At 71.4% G+C, this 16,404-nt stretch carries 18 protein-coding genes; 6 read left to right on the top strand and 12 right to left on the bottom strand.

What is annotated here, in order from left to right; translation table 11 throughout:
- Positions 1–4: 4 nt before the first annotated feature.
- The 3 genes from Aut01nite_RS27905 to Aut01nite_RS27895 all read right to left on the bottom strand — a co-directional run bounded on the left by Aut01nite_RS27905 (position 5) and on the right by Aut01nite_RS27895 (position 1,657).
- Complete coding sequence (locus Aut01nite_RS27905) at positions 5–658, bottom strand: DUF998 domain-containing protein (RefSeq protein ID WP_052163478.1); 654 nt, start codon at positions 656–658, stop codon at positions 5–7.
- Positions 659–770: 112 nt separating this feature from the next.
- Positions 771–1,157: a superoxide dismutase, Ni gene (gene sodN / locus Aut01nite_RS27900; RefSeq protein ID WP_043523990.1), complete on the bottom strand. Its 387-nt coding sequence runs from the start codon at positions 1,155–1,157 to the stop codon at positions 771–773.
- A gap of 311 nt (positions 1,158–1,468) precedes the next feature.
- Positions 1,469–1,657 carry a hypothetical protein gene (locus Aut01nite_RS27895; RefSeq protein ID WP_043523989.1) on the bottom strand — a complete coding sequence of 63 codons (189 nt, stop codon included), beginning with the start codon at positions 1,655–1,657 and terminating at the stop codon, positions 1,469–1,471.
- A 207-nt stretch (positions 1,658–1,864) separates the two neighbouring features.
- On the opposite strand from Aut01nite_RS27895, the gene Aut01nite_RS27890 reads away from it, so the two are divergent.
- A complete protein-coding gene (locus Aut01nite_RS27890) occupies positions 1,865–2,383 on the top strand; it encodes a peptidoglycan-binding domain-containing protein (RefSeq protein ID WP_152628595.1) in 519 nt (172 codons plus the stop codon).
- A 37-nt stretch (positions 2,384–2,420) separates the two neighbouring features.
- Positions 2,421–2,840 carry a peptidase inhibitor family I36 protein gene (locus Aut01nite_RS27885; protein WP_052163477.1) on the top strand — a complete coding sequence of 140 codons (420 nt, stop codon included), beginning with the start codon at positions 2,421–2,423 and terminating at the stop codon, positions 2,838–2,840.
- A gap of 100 nt (positions 2,841–2,940) precedes the next feature.
- On the opposite strand, the gene Aut01nite_RS27880 is transcribed toward Aut01nite_RS27885, so the two are convergent.
- Both Aut01nite_RS27880 and Aut01nite_RS27875 read right to left on the bottom strand, forming a co-directional pair.
- Positions 2,941–4,713 carry an FAD-binding dehydrogenase gene (locus Aut01nite_RS27880; RefSeq protein WP_043523987.1) on the bottom strand — a complete coding sequence of 591 codons (1,773 nt, stop codon included), beginning with the start codon at positions 4,711–4,713 and terminating at the stop codon, positions 2,941–2,943.
- Positions 4,714–4,776: 63 nt separating this feature from the next.
- Positions 4,777–5,619: a polysaccharide deacetylase family protein gene (locus Aut01nite_RS27875; protein WP_052163476.1), complete on the bottom strand. Its 843-nt coding sequence runs from the start codon at positions 5,617–5,619 to the stop codon at positions 4,777–4,779.
- Positions 5,620–5,722: 103 nt separating this feature from the next.
- Between Aut01nite_RS27875 and Aut01nite_RS27870 the strand changes: the two genes are divergently transcribed.
- The gene (locus Aut01nite_RS27870; RefSeq protein ID WP_236642621.1) at positions 5,723–6,904 is read left to right on the top strand and encodes a cytochrome P450; all 1,182 of its coding nucleotides are present in this window, start codon (positions 5,723–5,725) and stop codon (positions 6,902–6,904) included.
- Here Aut01nite_RS27870 and Aut01nite_RS27865 read toward each other — a convergent pair.
- On the bottom strand, positions 6,901–7,782 hold the full coding sequence (locus tag Aut01nite_RS27865; RefSeq protein ID WP_043523986.1) for a hypothetical protein: 882 nt from the start codon (positions 7,780–7,782) through the stop codon (positions 6,901–6,903). The two genes, Aut01nite_RS27870 and Aut01nite_RS27865, sit on opposite strands and share 4 nt — an antisense overlap.
- Before the next feature lie 84 nt (positions 7,783–7,866).
- Between Aut01nite_RS27865 and Aut01nite_RS27860 the strand changes: the two genes are divergently transcribed.
- Positions 7,867–8,454, top strand: a complete 588-nt coding sequence (locus tag Aut01nite_RS27860) for a hypothetical protein (RefSeq protein ID WP_043523985.1) — start codon at positions 7,867–7,869, stop codon at positions 8,452–8,454.
- A gap of 59 nt (positions 8,455–8,513) precedes the next feature.
- On the opposite strand, the gene Aut01nite_RS44430 is transcribed toward Aut01nite_RS27860, so the two are convergent.
- The 3 genes from Aut01nite_RS44430 to Aut01nite_RS27845 form a co-directional block, all read right to left on the bottom strand.
- Positions 8,514–10,736: a DUF4132 domain-containing protein gene (locus Aut01nite_RS44430; RefSeq protein ID WP_043523984.1), complete on the bottom strand. Its 2,223-nt coding sequence runs from the start codon at positions 10,734–10,736 to the stop codon at positions 8,514–8,516.
- Positions 10,737–10,788: 52 nt separating this feature from the next.
- Positions 10,789–11,178 carry a DUF2750 domain-containing protein gene (locus tag Aut01nite_RS27850; RefSeq protein WP_052163474.1) on the bottom strand — a complete coding sequence of 130 codons (390 nt, stop codon included), beginning with the start codon at positions 11,176–11,178 and terminating at the stop codon, positions 10,789–10,791.
- 325 nt (positions 11,179–11,503) lie between these two features.
- Positions 11,504–12,055 carry a MarR family winged helix-turn-helix transcriptional regulator gene (locus tag Aut01nite_RS27845; RefSeq protein ID WP_052163473.1) on the bottom strand — a complete coding sequence of 184 codons (552 nt, stop codon included), beginning with the start codon at positions 12,053–12,055 and terminating at the stop codon, positions 11,504–11,506.
- Between the two features lie 97 nt (positions 12,056–12,152).
- On the opposite strand from Aut01nite_RS27845, the gene Aut01nite_RS27840 reads away from it, so the two are divergent.
- Positions 12,153–12,722, top strand: a complete 570-nt coding sequence (locus tag Aut01nite_RS27840; RefSeq protein ID WP_236642620.1) for a hypothetical protein — start codon at positions 12,153–12,155, stop codon at positions 12,720–12,722.
- Between the two features lie 152 nt (positions 12,723–12,874).
- Here Aut01nite_RS27840 and Aut01nite_RS27835 read toward each other — a convergent pair whose 3' ends face one another.
- Positions 12,875–14,035: a cytochrome P450 gene (locus Aut01nite_RS27835; protein ID WP_043523982.1), complete on the bottom strand. Its 1,161-nt coding sequence runs from the start codon at positions 14,033–14,035 to the stop codon at positions 12,875–12,877.
- A 94-nt stretch (positions 14,036–14,129) separates the two neighbouring features.
- Here Aut01nite_RS27835 and Aut01nite_RS27830 point away from each other — a divergent pair, with 94 nt between their 5' ends.
- Positions 14,130–14,321, top strand: a complete 192-nt coding sequence (locus Aut01nite_RS27830; RefSeq protein ID WP_043523981.1) for a ferredoxin — start codon at positions 14,130–14,132, stop codon at positions 14,319–14,321.
- A 55-nt stretch (positions 14,322–14,376) separates the two neighbouring features.
- On the opposite strand, the gene Aut01nite_RS27825 is transcribed toward Aut01nite_RS27830, so the two are convergent.
- Positions 14,377–15,384, bottom strand: coding sequence for an ABC transporter permease subunit (locus Aut01nite_RS27825; protein WP_043523980.1), 1,008 nt, complete (start codon positions 15,382–15,384; stop codon positions 14,377–14,379).
- On the bottom strand, positions 15,381–16,367 hold the full coding sequence (locus Aut01nite_RS27820) for an ABC transporter ATP-binding protein (protein ID WP_043523979.1): 987 nt from the start codon (positions 16,365–16,367) through the stop codon (positions 15,381–15,383). The genes Aut01nite_RS27825 and Aut01nite_RS27820 overlap by 4 nt, the downstream gene beginning before the upstream one ends.
- Positions 16,368–16,404: the final 37 nt, after the last annotated feature.

The raw sequence follows: 16,404 nt of genomic DNA, 5'->3' as shown, positions 1-16,404 counted from the left end.
CCGCTCATGATCGACTGCGGGCCGTGGAGGGCGCCGCCCGCCGGTCGACCGCCGAGGAGGCGACGGCCAGCCACGCGACATAGGTCCACAGCGTCAGCCGCTCGGCCAGCCCGACCAGGCTCTCCCACGGTCCGGCGGTCAGCGACGGGCCGTCGGACACGTCGAGGAAGGCGACGACCAGGATCAGGCAGGCCGCCACGGTCGCGGCAGCCATCACCCTGAGGAGGCGGCCTGCCGGCCTTGCACGACCCTGCTCGAGGGTACGGGTGAGCAGCACCGCCGCCACCGGCAACACGGTGAACGCCACCAGCGCGGCGGCCCCGTGCACCATCCCGGCCGTCGTGGGCGGCTCATGCCACCGCCCGTACGGATCCGCGGGGAACACCGCGCCGAGCAGAACCGCGGCCGTCCAGGCCCCCAGCGACCAGAGGCCGGCCCGCCCATCCCGGGTGTGGCCGGCGATCCGCCGCAGCAGCACCCCGGACGCGACGGCCAGGCTGAGCAGGGCCAGCGGGATCAGCCAGCCGGCCCGGCCGTGCACATAGTGGCTGACCATCCGTTCGACCGGGCTCCAGCCGGGGTTGAGCAGGTCGGCCAGCCCGGCGGCGGCCACGAATCCGGCCAGTCCGGCCGGGACGGTGTCGAGTCTCCTTCGCATGTCCCGACGCTATGGACGGCAGCCGGGCGAGCGCGTCGTCCCGGCGGCGTCATCGGGGCGTACACCATCGGAAGTAGCGCGGCCCGGCCGGAGCAGGCCGGGCCGCGCCGCCTCACGCCTGCTTGGTCTCCCAGAAGATCGTGGCGATCTCCTCGATCCTGGCGAGCAGCTTCTCCGCGACCTCCGGATCGGCCGAGCCCTTCGCCCCGCCCGCCCCGGCCAGCTTGGTGGCCTCGTTGAACAGGCCGTGCAGCTGCGGGTACTTCTCGAAGTGCGGCGCCTTGAAGTAGTCGGTCCACAGCACCCACAGGTGGTGCTTGACCAGCTCGGCCCGCTGCTCCTTGATGATCAGGGCCCGGGTCCGGAACTCCGGGTCCTCGTTGTCCTGGTACTTCTTGGCGATCGCCAGCAGCGACTCGGCCTCGATCCGGGCCTGGGCCGGGTCGTAGACGCCGCAGGGCAGGTCGCAGTGGGCGCTCACGACGGTCCGCGGGCGCATCAGGTTCCATAGGCGTTTCTGCACGTCAGAACGCTAAAACCTCAAGTCGTGTTGAGGTCAACCGACGGGCCGGAATATGAGACGCAGCCCCTTCGGCCCGCAACGGCCGGTCCGTACGGAGAGGGAGACCGCCTTATCTCAGGTGTGCCCGGAACCTCCCAGGCGTACCGAGCGCAATGGCCGGCCGGAACGGGGAGGACATCGTGATCACCGGATGGGACATGTGGTTCAGGCCAGCACGGCGATGGTGAAGACGCCGGCGGCGACGATGTCGGCGCCCACGTACACCACGGCCCCGAGCGCGAGGACGGTCAGATAGGCGCTGCCGTGCGCAGACCGAGGTGGCGCAGCAGCTCTTCCACCTCGCCGGAGGTCGGGGGCGGACCGGTCAGGGCGGCCAGGAACAGCCCGTCACCGACCAGGCGCACCAGCCGCGCCCGGACCGGGTCACCCAGCTCGGCGGTCAGCATCCGCTGCCAACGCTGCTCGGCGTCGCCCACCTCATCCGGCAGGTCGAACTCGCCGGTGGATGACCGTGGACGGCGCCACCACCGAAACCCGCGGCTTCCCCGGCCGCGTAAGGGCCGGGGATCGGAGCGCCGGAGGCGTTGGTGCGGCGACCTCCGGCCGCCGGATTCTCCACAGATTTTCTACAGATCCATTACAGATCCACGCATAACGATTGGTTTCCTACTTGTACTCGGCACATGGAGGAGACCATGTATCGCCGTTTTCAACGAGTTCTGACAGCAGTGATGCTGACGGCAGTGGCCGGCGTCGGCAGCACCCTGGTGGCATCTCCCGCCTCCGCCCACCCGGTGTCCTGGGGGTGGAGCGACAACCACACGCTCTGCACACAGAGCTGGTGCGTGCGCAACGGCAACGTCGTCCGCATGTGGCAGGCCATCCTGTGGGTCGACGGGTTCGACAATGGACAGGGAACCGGGTTCATCGACGGCGGGTACGGCACGAACACCCACAACCAGACGTTCCAGTATCAGTACACATACATCGGCGACAATCAATCCGATGGTGAGGTCGGGCCGATCACCTGGGGCTTCGCGCAGAGATTCTGCGACGACTGGATCTCGGGGAGCTACACCTACTACGTCTACTGCGGACAGCCGAGCGGTACGCGCACCATGCAGATGAGGGAGAACCGCAGCACGGGCGAGTGGTCGTTCGTGAATCCGAGGACCGGCGCCTGGACCGGATCAAGCCATTAGCCCGCAACGTCGGAGCCGGCGATACAGGGAGGTCGGAATGAGATATTTCTTCAGGCGCGCGATCCTGGCCGCGGCGCTCACCGTGGGGGTCGCCGCGACCACCGCGACGGTGGCGGCTCCGGCGTCCGCGGCGCGACAGCCGGCGGCCTGGGAATGCCCGTCAGGCAATGTCTGTGTCTGGACCGGCCCCTACGGCACCGGATCGCGGTGCCTGTGGAGTGACGCGGACAACGACTGGCAGACCGCCCCCATCAGGTGTTCCTGGTCCGCGAGCCAGCCCGTCAGGTCCATCTTCAACAACGGCACGAGCAGCCGGTACGCCGGCGTGGCGGTGTACCGCGCATCGGGCTATCAGAACTTCTACTGGTGCGTCTCGCAGGGATTCCTGCGAAACGACGAGAACGTGTTCTTGCGTTCGCATCGCTGGGTCGCCGGCGCGACCGGATGTGTCGCGTAGGTTCAGCGCCCGATGACACTCTGGTGAGTGTCGCCGGCGCCCGCTGGGCGATCGAAGAATGCTGCCGTGGGTGGCGGAGCGGGATCCACCACCCACGGGTCTACAGGGCCGCGGCGGCGGCCCGGCCCGCGACGCGGCCGGAGAAGAGGCAGCCGCCGAGGAACGTACCCTCGAGGGATCGGTAACCGTGGACGCCGCCGCCACCGAAACCAGCGGCTTCCCCGGCCGCGTAAAGGCCGGGGATCGGAGCGCCGGAGGCGCCGAGGACCTGGCCCTGGAGGTTGGTCTGCAGGCCGCCGAGGGTCTTGCGGGTCAGCACGTTGAGGCGGACCGCGACCAGCGGGCCGGCCGACGAGTCGAGGATCCGGTGGGCGGAGGCGGTCCGGCCGAGCACGTCACCGGGGTACGACAGGGCGTTACGGATGCCCTGGACCTGGGCGTCCTTGCTGTACGGGTTGTCGATCTCCCGGTCCCGCGCCTCGATCTGCCGTCTCAGCGCGTCCAGCTCGATCAGGTCGGTGCCGGTGAGCCGGTTCATCCCGGCGACGAGTTCCGGCAGCGTGGCGGCCTTCACGAAGTCGGCGCCGTACTGCTGGAACCTCTGGATCGGGCCGGGCGTCTGCCAGACCCGGGACAGCAGCAGCCAGAGGTTCCTGCCGGTCAGGTCCGGGTTCTGCTCGGAGCCGGAGAGGGCGAACTCCTTGTCGACGATCTTCTGGGTGGTGACGAACCAGGAGTAGTCGTACCCGGACGCGGTGATCGACCCGAGCGTGTGCAGGGTGTCGTAGCCGGGGAAGTCGGGCGCCCGGAAACGCTTGCCGGTGGCGTCGAGCCACACCGACGACGGGCCGGGCAGGATCCGGATGCCGTGGCCGGGCCAGATCGGGTCCCAGTTGCGCACGCCCTCGGTGTAGTGCCACATCCGGTCCGGGTTGACGATCCGCGCGCCGGTCCGTGCGGTGATCGCGAGCATCCGCCCGTCCACGTACGCCGGCACGCCGGTGATCAGGGTCTGCGGGGCCCGGCCGAGCCGCGCCGGCCAGTTCTGCCGGACCAGGTCGTGGTTGGCGCCGATCCCGCCGGACGCCACGATCACGACCGGCGCCTTCAGTTCGAAATCGGCGACGACGGTACGCGAGGAGGGCTTCCCGCGCGCGGCGGTGCTCGCTTCCAGGACCTTGCCGCGTACGCCGGTGACCGCCCCGCCGGTCTGCACGATCTCGTCGACCCGGTGCCGGAACTTGAAGACCACCTTCCCGGCGGCGACCCCGGCCCGCACCTTCTTCTCGAACGGCTCGACGATCGCCGGCCCGGTGCCCCACGTGACGTGGAACCGCGGCACCGAGTTGCCGTGCCCGTCGGCGAGCCCGCCGCCCCGCTCCGCCCAGCCCACCATCGGGAACCACTGCAACCCGAGCCCGGCCAGCCAGGACCGCTTCTCCCCCGCCGCGAACCGCACGTACGCCTGCGCCCACCGGTACGCCCAGTAGTCGGCTCCGGCCGGGTCGTCCACGCCCCGGTCGAACCCGGCCGTACCGAGCCAGTCCTGCCAGGCCAGGTCGAGGTTGTCCTTGACACCCATCAACCGCTGCTCGTCGGAGTCGACGAAGAACAGCCCGCCGAACGACCAGTGCGCCTGGCCGCCGATGTTCGCCTCGTTCTCCTGGTCGAGCAGCAGCACCTTGCGGCCGGCGGCGACGAGCTCGGCGGTGGCGACCAGCCCGGCCAGGCCGTGGCCGACCACGATGGCGTCCGCGTCGGTCGCGGGCGCGGCACCGAAGGCCGGTAGCCCGACGGCCGCGCCCGCCACGACGCCGCCGGCCATGCCGACCGCCGCCCGACGGCTGAGCTGGGGAGATCTCGGTTGTTCCATGCTTCCTCCCGACGAAACACGAACGACTCTCGGATCGTCAGGAATTGAAACACGCCGATGCTTTTAATCGCTAGAGCGCGCCGCGGGCGAGCCCTGCGCCGGGGCCGGCGGCACCGGGATGTAGTCCTCCAGCAGCGCCGGAGTCAACCCGGCCCGGTGGATGGCCTTCAGCGCGCCGACGAAGTCCGCCCGGAACGCCTCCCGGAAGTGCATCAGCAGGATGTCGCCCGGCTGGACCGTGCTGCCCTCCTGGTAGCGGACCTTCCCCTTGTGCACGGTCTCGGTCCAGAAGAAGGTGGCGGCCATCCCGCACTCCTTGGCGGCCCGCAGCGTGGTGGCGTCCTTCTCCCCGTACGGCGGGCGGAACAGGGTTGGGCGCTTGCCGAACCACCGAGCCAGCTGGTCGGCGGATTCGCAGATCTGCCGGCGCTGGAACTCGTGCGAGCGTCCGCGCATGCCGGGATGCGACACCGAGTGCGCCTCGATGACCGCGCCCGCCGCCACCATCGGCTGGAAGAAGTCCGGGTCGTCCTTGATCGCGTCGGTGGTCAGGAACAGCGTGACCGGCACCCCGGCGGCCGCGATCAGCTCCTGCGCCTCGGGCTTCTTCAGGTACCCGTCGTCGATGGTCAGGAACGCCACCTTCTGCGTGGTGGGGATGCGCCGCAGGAACTCCACCGAGTCACCGGCCGGCAGGGTGATCGGCTGAGCCGGCGGGGCGGGCGCGAAGTCCGGGATGCCGTACCTGGCCCGCTGGGCGGTCCGGGCGGACTCCGGACTCGGGCCGGCCGGGATCGGCGCCGGGCCGGAGACGCCCGGCGCCGCGGACGCCGAGGCCGGCGGCGCCTTCGGTTCCGACCCGGCGGAACAGGCGGCCAGCAGTGCGGCCGCCCCGGCCGCTGTCAACGCACGAACGATCCTCGCCCTACCCATTCGGGTGATCTTGCTACGGGCGATGTGAAGCACCGGTAAAGGCCTCCTCTCGCCTCGTACGGCAATGATGGGAGTCATGCTTTTCGAGAGTGCGCTCGCGTCGCTGTTCCAGCCGGAGGGACGCCGGAACCCGTACCCCGCCTATGACGTGCTACGGGCCAAGCCGGTCTTCCCCGCCTTCGAGGGCGGCTGGTTCGTCACCACCCACGAATCGGTCAGCCGTCTGCTGCGGGACCCGGGGCTGCGGGTCGCCGACACCACCGACTACGACCGCAACTGGCCGGGCTGGCGGGAGAACCGCGGCGTCGCCTCGGTCGTCACCTCGATGCTGCAGTCCAACGCGCCGGACCACACCCGGATGCGCCGCGCCGCCGCGGCCACCTTCACCGCCCGCCGGGTCGCCGCGATGCGCGAGGTCATCGCCCGCCAGGCCGAGGACCTGATCAAGGCGATGCCGGCCGACGCCGACTTCATGTCCGCGTTCGCCTACCCGCTGCCGATCGGCGTGATCTGCGCGCTGCTCGGCGTGCCGGACACCGACATGCCCTGGTTCCGGCAGCGGGCCGCCGACCTGACCGTGGTCCTGGAGCCGATCAGCACCGAGGAGGAGATGGCCCGCGCCGACAGCGCCGGCCGCGACCTGGAGGACTACTTCACCGGCCTGATCGCCGACCGCCGCCGGGAGCCGCGCGAGGACCTGACCAGCGCGCTGGCCGCCGAGGGATCCGGGCTGACCGGCCCGGAGCTGCTGGCCAACCTGGTGCTGCTGCTGGTCGCCGGCTTCGAGACGACCACCAACCTGCTCGGCACCGGCCTGCACATCCTCCTCGACCATCCCGAGCAGGCTGCCCGCTTGCGGTCGGACCCGGGCCTCGCGGCCCCGTTCGTCGAGGAGATGCTGCGGTACGACTCACCGGTGCAGCTGACCTCCCGGTTCACCACCACCCCGCTCGAGGTCGGCGGCCAGACCATCGCCCCGGGCGCCGGGCTGACCATGCTGCTCGGCTCCGCCAACCGGGACCCGGCCCGCTACCCCGACCCGCACCGCTTCGACCCGGACCGCCCGAACATCCAGCCGGTCTCGTTCGGCGGCGGCGCCCACTACTGCCTCGGCGCGCCGCTGGCCCGGCTGGAGGCGCAGGTCGCGTTCCCGCTGCTGCTGACCATGCTGCCCCGCCTGTCCCTGGCCGCCCCGGCCGAACGCCGCGACCGGCTGGTCCTGCGCGGCTACGCCACCCTGCCCGTGCACACGGGTTAGAGGAACCCGCGGGCCAGGGCCGCGTCGGCGTGCCGGCTCGCGGTCACCGGGAACTCCAGGCGGGTGGCGCCGGACTCGACCGCGAGCACGTGCACGTAGTGGTAGCGCTCGTGCGGGCGGACCGTGATGTCGGTGATCCGGTTCCGGGGCAGGACGGTCCGGGCCAGCGACCAGTCGCCGGCGGTCGTGGTGATCCAGTGGCTGCGGTGCAGGACCTGGATCTCCCGGTCGTCGGTGACCAGGATCGAGGCGTGCAGGGTCACCGGTCGGAGGCGGCTGCGCATCCGGTCGAGCGGGGTGACCGGCGTGAGCAGCTGCCGTTCGCCGACCAGCGTCAGCCGCAGGCCCGGCTCCTCGGCGACCAGCCGCTGATACTCGGTCAGCAGGGCGGTGTCCGCCCGGCCCATGTACGGCATGACCGGCGCGGCCAGGTCGTCCGGTGGCGGCCCCGCCGGCAGGTAGGAGCGCCGCAGCACCCGGATCAGCTCCCGGATCGGGGCTTTCGACGAGCCGTTGTAGGGCACGGTCAGCTCGCCGCCGCCGACCGTCCGGACGGTGAGGCGGCCGTCGAGCATGCGCACACTGTCCTGGATGGCCACCACCTGGTCGAGCGGGATCCGCCGGGTGTCATAGGTGTCGTCGCGCCGGCTGAGCACCGTGAACGTCTCCGCGTCGACGGCGAGCAGATGGTCGTACAGATGCATGCCGGGGTGGGCCTCGCGCCGTTCGATGTCGCGCGGCACCTTCAGCACCAGCCGGTACGCGGCCGGCTCGATCCCCGCCTGCCGGTAGAGCCTCGGCAGGTCGGCGACCGTGCGCACCTCGTCGATCCACGGCCCGAAGTCGTCGAACTCGGGCGTGCTCCTGTACCCCGTCACCCGCTAGATCATGAACCCTGGTGTCAACGGCGCCGTCGTGACCCCCAAGGTCAACCGCGCATCGATGGGTAAGACACTGTACCCATGACTCTGCGACTCCAGCCGGACCCGGAGACCGCCGCGGCGTGGCGGACCTTCTGGCAGCTGGCCGACTCCCGTCTCCTCAACGACCAGGCCGGCGGTCAGATCGCGACCCAGAAGCTGATCAGCCAGTTCGCGTCGCAGCACCCCGCCGCCCTGATGATCGCCGCGGTCGACGCCGTCGCCGACACCCTCGTCGAATGGGCCGACGACCTCGGGAAGAACCCGGCCTGCATGGCCGAGACCGCCTTCAACATGCTGCACTCCCAGCTGACCCCGCCGGAGCGGCTGATCCTGTTCGCCGCCAGCGAGACGCTGCTCGCCCAGGACCCGACCGGCGAGGCCGGCCGTCCGCACCCGGTGTGCCACCCGTGGCCGGCGCAGGCCGGCGTCACGTCGATGGCGTACGCCGGCCAGGGCGAGGTGCTCCGCAAGGCGATCGAGGCGGCGCCGCACACGCACGGTCTGGAGGAGCATCCCGTACCGGTGCTGTGCTTCTCCGTGCCGGACGTCCTCACCCACCTGCTGTGGGGCCTCAGCCGCTCCGACCCGGACCGCATGCGCGACCTGATCGACCAGAAGCAGCGCTGACGGTCTCCTCCTGAAGGGCGCGGCCGGCGGCGACGCCGGTGCGGCCGAGGGAGATCTGTTCAGACGATCACGCCGGGGTACAGCTCGACCAGCGCCTCCGACAGGGCGGCCGGATCACACACCCCCATCGGGGTACGCCGGGCCCGCTGGAGATGATCCGACCAGCGATGATCCGCCCAGATCTCGACGATCCGCTGCGGGCCCGCCGCCACGGGGTTGCCGGTGGCGGGCACGCCCGGCGCGAAATCGACCACCAGCGTGTGCCCGCCGGGCAGGTCGCGGGTGATCCGGGTGTGCGGCGCCGCCGAGTACTCGGCGTTGCCGGTCCACTGCTCCCGCACCAGCTCGAGGATCCGCTCCGGGGCGACCGGCCCCCACCCGGGCAGGCCGGTCGCCGCGCGCTGCGACCCGGTCAGGCTCACGGCCGGCCGGTGCACCTGCGGAAACGGCTGGAGGATCTCGTAGTCGACGAAGATCTGCCGCCAGTCGGCCAGGTCGGCGCCCAGTTCGGCCGGATGCGGGATCCCGATCGGGGTGTCGCCGTCGACGGTCGCGGTGCTGTCGTCCAGGTCGGCGAAACTGCCGTCCTCGGCGATCCGCAGCGCCCGGACCAGGCGGTTCGCCGCGTCGTACTCACCCCACAGCAGCCGCCGCGCCAGCGGCCCGAGCAGCGGGTGCGGCAGCACCACCGCCGGCAGGTCACGGGCCGGGCGGAACCGGTGCCGGGTCATGTCCTTGCGCAGCCGGGCGACGTGCCCCGCGACGGTCGCCCGCAGCTCCTTCTTGAACTGCAGGAACCACTGGTACGCCTCGGGCCGGGTGTCCTTGGCCCCGGGTTTCGGCGGCCGCGCCAGCACCCGCCCGTCCGCGGCCACCACCTGCGGGCTCAGTTTCTCGTCGACGGTCACGGTGAACGCGCGTGTGCCGTAGTCCATCGGGATCCCGGTGTCCAGCCCGTGCGTGACCGCCAGCCGGTCGGCGAGCTGTGTCACCGACAGCCCGCGCCGGGCGGCGGCCTGCGTCAGGTAGACGGTGGCCCGCTCGTTCATCGCCCCGCCCGACATGTTCTCCTCGATCGCCAGCAGATGCCGCAGCGACACGTCCGTTCCCATCGTGGCCAGCACCGCGTGCCCGTCGATCGCGCGCAGGTACCGGCTCTTCGGCGGCCAGCCCCGCACCAGCGGCGCGAGCCGGTCCATGGTGGTGTCGTCGCCGACGTGCGCCTGCGCCAGCAGCACCCACGCCTGCGCCGCCGGCATGTCCGCGGTCAGCCACTCGTCCAGCAGCGCGCGACCGAATGCGGCCAGGCTCGCCCGGTCACACCGCGCGATCAGCTTCTCCACCTCCGGCTCCGGCGCCCGCACCATCGGCTGGGCCGCCGCCGGGGCCTCCACCACCAGCGGCTGCTCGCTGCCGGCCGGCTCCGGATCACCGGGCGCGGGCTCCGGCGGATCCTCCAGCCGGGCCTCCCGCAGCCCGGCGATCAGCGCGGCGACCTCGTCCTCCGGCAGGGCTCCGCCGTCGGTCAGCCGGATCTCCGGCAACCCCTCCGGGCAGGTCCAGGCGGGGTCTCCCCCTTTTCTCGCGGTGTGTGTCGCTTGCGGCGGCACCGCGAACCCCGGGGGTACGGCGAAGAGCGCGCGCACCCCGCTGTCGATCCCGGCGGGACCGCCCCGGGCGTACCCCGCAACGATGTCGATCTCACCGTGACCGGCAGTGGTCAGGAAGTGGAGCGCATCCTCGGCCTGCTGCCGCACCCGGCCGGGCTTGCCGGTCGCGGCCGGGAGCAGCGCCCGCACGGCCGTCTCCGGATGCCGCCGCAGCCACAGCCGCGCCCACAGCCGCGCCGACCCGAGATGCCGCAGCCAGCCGGCGGCCAGGGGCGCGATCCGCGGGGCGCGGAACGGCAGCAGCAGCATGCCGAGCTGATCGGGGCTGCCCTCGGCCTCGGTGACGGCGTGGTCCAGCGCGTCGATCCCGAACCGGGCGATCACGACCCGGCCCAGGTCGACCCGCTGCCGCAGCCCGCGGAGCCGGGTTCGGGCGATCACGTCGCGCGCGACCTCGTCCGGGCCCCGAGCGATCGCCCACAGCATCTGGGCGGGCACCGGGTAGGTGCCGCCGCCGGTCGTGCTCCAGGCCGGCTCGTGCACGCCGGGATCGAGGGCGGCGGCCCGGGCCAGCCAGCGGTCCCGCTCACCGTCCGCCCACACCATCACGGCCGGCTCCGCGGCGGCGCCGTCGTCCACCGGTCCGGCCGCGGTCCCGTCGTCCACCGTCACCGTTGGTCCTCCCCCGCGTCGCCCCGCCGGTCGCGAGGTCGTCCGCGGGACTCTAACGGAGGGCGGCGCTCAGCCTCGCACGGAAGTCGGCCAGGTCCAGCACCGCCGCGTTCCGGTCCTCGACCGGGAAGACCGCGATCCGGGCGTCGTCCTCCTCCAACTGCGGCAGCCACTCGGTCAGGAAGTCGCCGGCCCGGATCTCGATGGCGTGCTCCCCGGCGACCTCGCCCTCGTTCTCCAGGCGGGCGACCGTCGCGTGCGGCCACACCGGCAGCAGGGTGCGGCGCTCGCCGTCCTCGGTGAACAGGACCTCGTCCTCGTCGCCCCACACCCACAGCGAGCCCCTGCTGCCGATGATCTCGAAGGTCCGGGTGAGGCGGGCCGCGTCCTCCAGGCCGCGCAGCCGCTGGGCCTCACCGCGCGAGATGTCATCCGATGCCACGTGTGCTCCTGTCCGATTCACCGGTGTTCCGCGGCGATGGTACTGGTCACGGCGGGCCCGGCGGGGCAGGGCGGCGGATCGCGGTGAGTTCCGCCTCGTCCGGCAGCGGTTCGAGGGTGACCGGGGGACCTCCGCGGTGCGGCGTTCGGATCGGCGTCACCGTGACGGTGACACCGACGGCGGAGAACCGGCCGGGCTCGCGGATCACCGCGACCGGAATGGGACCGGCTTCCCAGCCGTCACGGCTTCCGGCTGACGGCGATCCACCCGGCGACGGCGTTTACGCGGAGTGACGTAGCGACCCTGTGCTGATCTCGCCTCCGGCTCAGCCGTCGCGGTGCCGCAGCCAGGCCGTGAAGGATCGCACCTCGGCGAGCTGGGCGGGGGTCAGATCGGCCGGCCCGATGTCCGGTGTGCCGGGTTCCGCGGTGACCTGGTAGGGGCGGGCGGGTGCTTTCAGCGCCTTGCGGGTCGCGGCGTCGATCTCCTGGACGGCGAGGCGGGCGCCGTCGTCGGGTCCGAGGTGCTCGGCGAGGCGGGTCTGGGCGGCGAGCAGGGCGGGCAGCGCGGATTCGTAGACGGCCCGGCCGTGGTCGGTGAGCTCGACGAGGTTGCTGCGGCGATCGGCGGCGTTGGGGGTCCGGGTGATCTCGCCTCGTACCTGGCAGCGACGCAGGATCGCGGACAGTGTGGTGGGTGGCAGGCCGGTCCACTGGCCGAGCTGGGTGGCGGTGACCGGGCCGAGGTCGCTGATGAAGCCGTAGAGCGCGAACTCGTCGACGGACAGCGGATTGTCGGCGAGTTCCTCGCTGATGAGCGCGGTGGCGACCGACGCGAGCAGCCAGATGTCGGCGAGCAGGTTCTTGGGGCCGGGCACGTGATCAGCATACCAATCACTCGTTGCGATCTCGCAGTAATTAGTGCGATAGTGCAGTGACTCGAACGGAGGAACTCTCGTGACCACCATCGCCCCAGTGCGACAGTCCTTTTCGGTCTATCGGCTCGCCGGTGTCGCCGGCCTGCTCAGCGCTCTCGTCCTCGTCGTCAACGCGGCCAAACGTGCCCAGCTCATCCCGTCGACGGCGTTCACCCAGCTGGTGGCCCCGCTCGCCGAGGTGTTCGCCCTGGCCTTCGTCACGGCCCTGTATCTGTACTGCGAGCCGCGACTGGGCCGTTTCGGCCGGGCCGCGTTCGTCGCCAACTACCTCGCCCTGGGCGCGCTCGTCGGCGTCGAGTTCGTGATCAACCTGGTGTTCGCCCGGCTGGAGCCGGCCCAGATCGCCGAGTTGCGAGCCGGGCCGCTGAGCGTGGCGCTCACCGGCACGTCGGTGCTGTTCCTGATCGGTACGGTGGCCTTCGCGGCCGCTCTGGCCCGGACCGGCCTGCCGCCCCGCGCGGCCCTGGCGCTCTACGCCGTGGGTTCGATCCCGGTGGCGTTGCGCGCGTTCGTGCCGGAGCTGGTCCTCGACGTGTCGCTGGTCGTCCTGGCCGGCGGGGTGGCCTGGCTGTCGGCATGGCTGATCGGCGCCGCGCGCGGTCGATGACGACACGGTGGGCCCGTTGGCGGCTTGGTCGACCGGTGCCGCGTGTCCGGTGACGACGCGGTGGGCTCGCTGGCGGCTTGGCCGACCGGTGCCGCGTGTCCGGTGACGACGCGGTGGGCTCGGTCCGGACGGGGCCGGGCCCACCGTGTGTGTCACCAGCGGACCGGAACCGCCTCGAGGCCGCCGACCAGCAGGCCCTCGCGGCGGCGCAGGTCCTCGACCCCGACGGCCAGGTCGAGGGTGGGCAGGCGTTCGAGGAGCACGGACAGGACGGCGCGCAGCTCGACGCGGGCGAGGGACTGGCCCAGGCAGGAGTGCGGGCCGGCGCCGAAGGTCAGGTGCGGGTTGGGTGAGCGGGCCAGGTCCATCCGGTCGGCGTCGGTGAAGATCCGCTCGTCACGGTTCGCCGACGGCATCGAGGACAGGACGGTGGTGCCGGCCTCGACGACCGTGCCGGCGATCTCGACGGTCTCGGTGACGAGCCGGTGCGTGCCGAATCCGAGGTTGGTGTCGTATCGCAGCACCTCCTCGACGGCGGTCGGGACCAGGGCCGGGTCGGCCAGCAGCCGGTCCCAGCGTTCACGCCGGGCCAGCAGCATGGCGGCCATCTTGCCGATCATGTTGGCGGTGGTCTCGTGGCCGGCGACCAGCAGCGCCTGGCCGGTGAAGACCGCCTCCTCCTCGGTGAGCCGGCCATCCTCGGAGCCGGCGACGGTGATCAGCTCGGACAGCAGGTCGTCGCCCGGGTTCTCGCGTTTGCCGAGCACGTGGGCGTGCATGTAGGTCCACATCTCGATGCCAGACTGCCGGACCTCGTCGGCGGTGAAGGCGCTGAGGTTGAGGAACCGGTCGGACCAGTGGGCGAACCTCTCCCGATCGGCGGCGGGCACGCCGAGCAGGTCGCAGATGACGTAGACGGGCAGTGGGAAGCCGAGCGCGGTCCGCAGATCGGCCGGTGGCGGTTTGCGGGTCATCTCGTCGATCAGCTCGTGCGCGATCCGCCGGATGCCCGGCTCCAGGGCGGTCATCCGCTTGGCGGTGAACGAGCGGCTCAGCAGCCGCCGCCAGCGCATGTGCTCCTGCTCGTCGTTCATGAACGCGATCCGGGCGGCCATGGCCTCGCCGCCGGCCGGGGTGTTCCGCACGAACCGGCGGTCGGTGATCATCAGGCGGACGTCGTCGTAGCGGGTGAGCAGGAGCGCCTCGCTGCCGTCGGGCTTGCGGACGTGCGCCACCGGGCATTTCTCACGGAGCTCCTGCCATTCGGCCGGCGGGTCGACCGCGGTCGGGGGCGTGAACGGATAGTCGAGCATGCCGCCTCCCAGGAGATAAACGGTTGATTACTTGGTACCGTACGGGCGGGACGAGTAGGTGGCAATCACCCCAAAATGATCATCGGAGGGTCCCGTGAAGGTCTCCGTCGACCAGGAGATGTGCATCGGTGCAGGTCAATGCGTGATGACCGCGCCCCGAGTGTTCGACCAGCGCGACGACGACGGCGTGGTGATCCTGCTCGAGGAGACCCCGGGCGACGAGGACCAGGAGGCGGTCCGCAACGCGGCGGCGGTCTGCCCCGCCGCCGCCATCGCCGTCAGCTGAGCCGGCCGGCGCGGTGGATGGTCGCGCCGGTGCGGGCGCGACCATCCCGTCCCGCCTAGCTGATGTCGCGGCGCCGCAGCGCCCACAGCGCGGCGCCCACCACCAGCACCGTCACGATGGCGAAGCCGGTGCCCGCCACCTGCCACGTCATCGTGAAGATCTCCGGCTTGCAGCCGCCGTTCGCCGAGAAGTCACAGGAGCTCATGTTCTCCAGCGGAACCTCCTTGACCATCCAGGCGTAGGCCCAGAGCGGCCCGAGGTACGCCTCCGGGTAGGCGGCGCCACCCAGCTGGGCCATGATGAAGACCCCGATCTGCACGGCCCCGACCCCGATCAGCGCGCCCAGCGCCATGCCGGTGTGCCGGCCGAGCGACGCCAGCGCGAACCCGATCGCACCGGCCGCCAGGATCAGTCCCAGCCCGCGCAGCCCGGTCAGGCCGAACGACTGCCACACACCCGCCGTCATCTTCTCGGTGGAGCCGCGCAGAAGGGCGATCGCCTGGAAGGCCCCGGCCCACGCGGCGCCGAGCAGCAGCGTCAGCCCGGTGAACCAGCCGAGGAAGACGGTCAGTTTGGTGCCCAGCACCTGCAACCGCCGCGGTCGCCACAGCAGCAGGTTCATCATCCCGCCGCTGTGCCACTCCGAACCCACGAAGGACGCTCCGACCAGGAACGCCGCCGCGGCCAGCACCACCGCGAACACCATGATCATGTCCGGGAAGTTCTGGCGCATGTCGAACGTCGGCGGCATGTACCAGGTGTAGTCGAACTCCTCCGGCGTCGGCGTCCACATCTGCGTGCAGTCCGCCGGGTAGTTCGCCGCGTCCGGGGTGCCCGGCGCCGCGAGGCACCGCTTCTTCTCCCGTTCCGCCTCCTGCACCGCCGACTGGAAGCTCGCCGCCGCCTGGGCTTTCGCCTCCGCGATCCGCTCCGGAGTGGCCTTCTGGTTGCTGAGGAACGTGCCGGCCGCGACCAGCGCCAGCACCAGCATCACACCGATCAGGATCAGCGAGGTGAAACGGCGTTTGAACAGCCGCCGGGATTCCGCTTTCGCCAGACTCACTGTCCCCACCCGTTCCGGCCCGCGCCCAGCGCCGACTCGTCGACCTGCCGGTTCTGCCCTTCGACCGGCGCGGTGCCGGTCAGTTCCAGGAACACGTCCTCGAGGTCGGCGGCGATCGGGGTCAGCTCACTGACGTACACCCCGCGCTGCGCCAGCAGTCTGGTGATCAGCGCCGGGTTCGACGCGTTCCCGACCACCATGTAGTCGGCTTCCAGGGTCACCTGCGCGCCCGCCTCGCGCAGCACCTGCGCCGCGCCGAACAGATCGCCGCCCTGCTCCAGCCGCACCCGGACCGCGCCGGACGTGTGCGAGGCCAGCACCTCGGCGACCGAACCGGAGGTCACCCGGCGGCCCGCCGAGATGATCGTCACCGAGTCGCAGATCAGCTGGATCTCGCCGAGGATGTGACTGGACAGCAGCACCGTCATCCCGGACGCCGACAGGTCCCGCATCAGCGTGCGCATCTCCCGGATGCCGCCCGGGTCCAGACCGTTCGCCGGCTCGTCCAGAATCAGCAGCTTCGGCTCCTTGAGCAGCGCCGACGCCACCGCCAGACGCTGCTTCATGCCGAGCGAATAGGTCTTCACCCGCTCGCCGGCCCGGTCCCGCAGCCCCACCAGGTCCAGCACGGCCGGAACCCGGGAACGGTTCACGTTCCCCGCGTCGGCGAGCAGGCTCAACGTGTCCTTCGCGGTGAAGTTGCCGAAGAACTGCGGGCTCTCCACGATCGCGCCGACCTGTCCGGCCACCTGCGGCAGACGCCGCGGCACCTCCTGGCCGAGGATCGCCATCCGGCCGTCGTTGGGGCGGATCAGCCCGAGCAGCGTACGCAGGGTGGTGGTCTTGCCGGAGCCGTTGGGCCCGAGGAATCCGTGCACCTGCCCGGCTTCCACGACCATGTCGAAGCCGTCCAGCGCATTGCGGACACCTTTACGGCTGCGATAGGTCTTTCGCAGGCCTGATATCTCGAGTACGGCGGTCATGCGCCGCACCATAGATCAACCGTGCCACCTCCCGTGC

Source organism: Actinoplanes utahensis (genome assembly GCF_016862455.1).
Classification (GTDB): Bacteria; Actinomycetota; Actinomycetes; order Mycobacteriales; family Micromonosporaceae; genus Actinoplanes; species Actinoplanes utahensis.
The sequence above is the reverse complement of the archived record's forward strand: the minus strand, read 5'-3'. Positions and strand labels throughout refer to the sequence as shown.

Bases quoted from the DNA above. Each gene is read 5' to 3' on its own strand.
- Aut01nite_RS27820 (WP_043523979.1), bottom strand. From the start codon at position 16,367: ATGACCGCCGTACTCGAGATATCAGGCCTGCGAAAGACCTATCGCAGC.
- Aut01nite_RS27860 (WP_043523985.1), top strand. From the start codon at position 7,867: ATGACTCTGCGACTCCAGCCGGACCCGGAGACCGCCGCGGCGTGGCGG.
- Aut01nite_RS27905 (WP_052163478.1), bottom strand. From the start codon at position 658: ATGCGAAGGAGACTCGACACCGTCCCGGCCGGACTGGCCGGATTCGTG.
- Aut01nite_RS27835 (WP_043523982.1), bottom strand. From the start codon at position 14,035: ATGCTCGACTATCCGTTCACGCCCCCGACCGCGGTCGACCCGCCGGCC.
- Aut01nite_RS27880 (WP_043523987.1), bottom strand. From the start codon at position 4,713: ATGGAACAACCGAGATCTCCCCAGCTCAGCCGTCGGGCGGCGGTCGGC.
- Aut01nite_RS27870 (WP_236642621.1), top strand. From the start codon at position 5,723: ATGCTTTTCGAGAGTGCGCTCGCGTCGCTGTTCCAGCCGGAGGGACGC.
- sodN (WP_043523990.1), bottom strand. From the start codon at position 1,157: ATGCGCCCGCGGACCGTCGTGAGCGCCCACTGCGACCTGCCCTGCGGC.
- Aut01nite_RS27890 (WP_152628595.1), top strand. From the start codon at position 1,865: ATGGAGGAGACCATGTATCGCCGTTTTCAACGAGTTCTGACAGCAGTG.
- Aut01nite_RS27885 (WP_052163477.1), top strand. From the start codon at position 2,421: ATGAGATATTTCTTCAGGCGCGCGATCCTGGCCGCGGCGCTCACCGTG.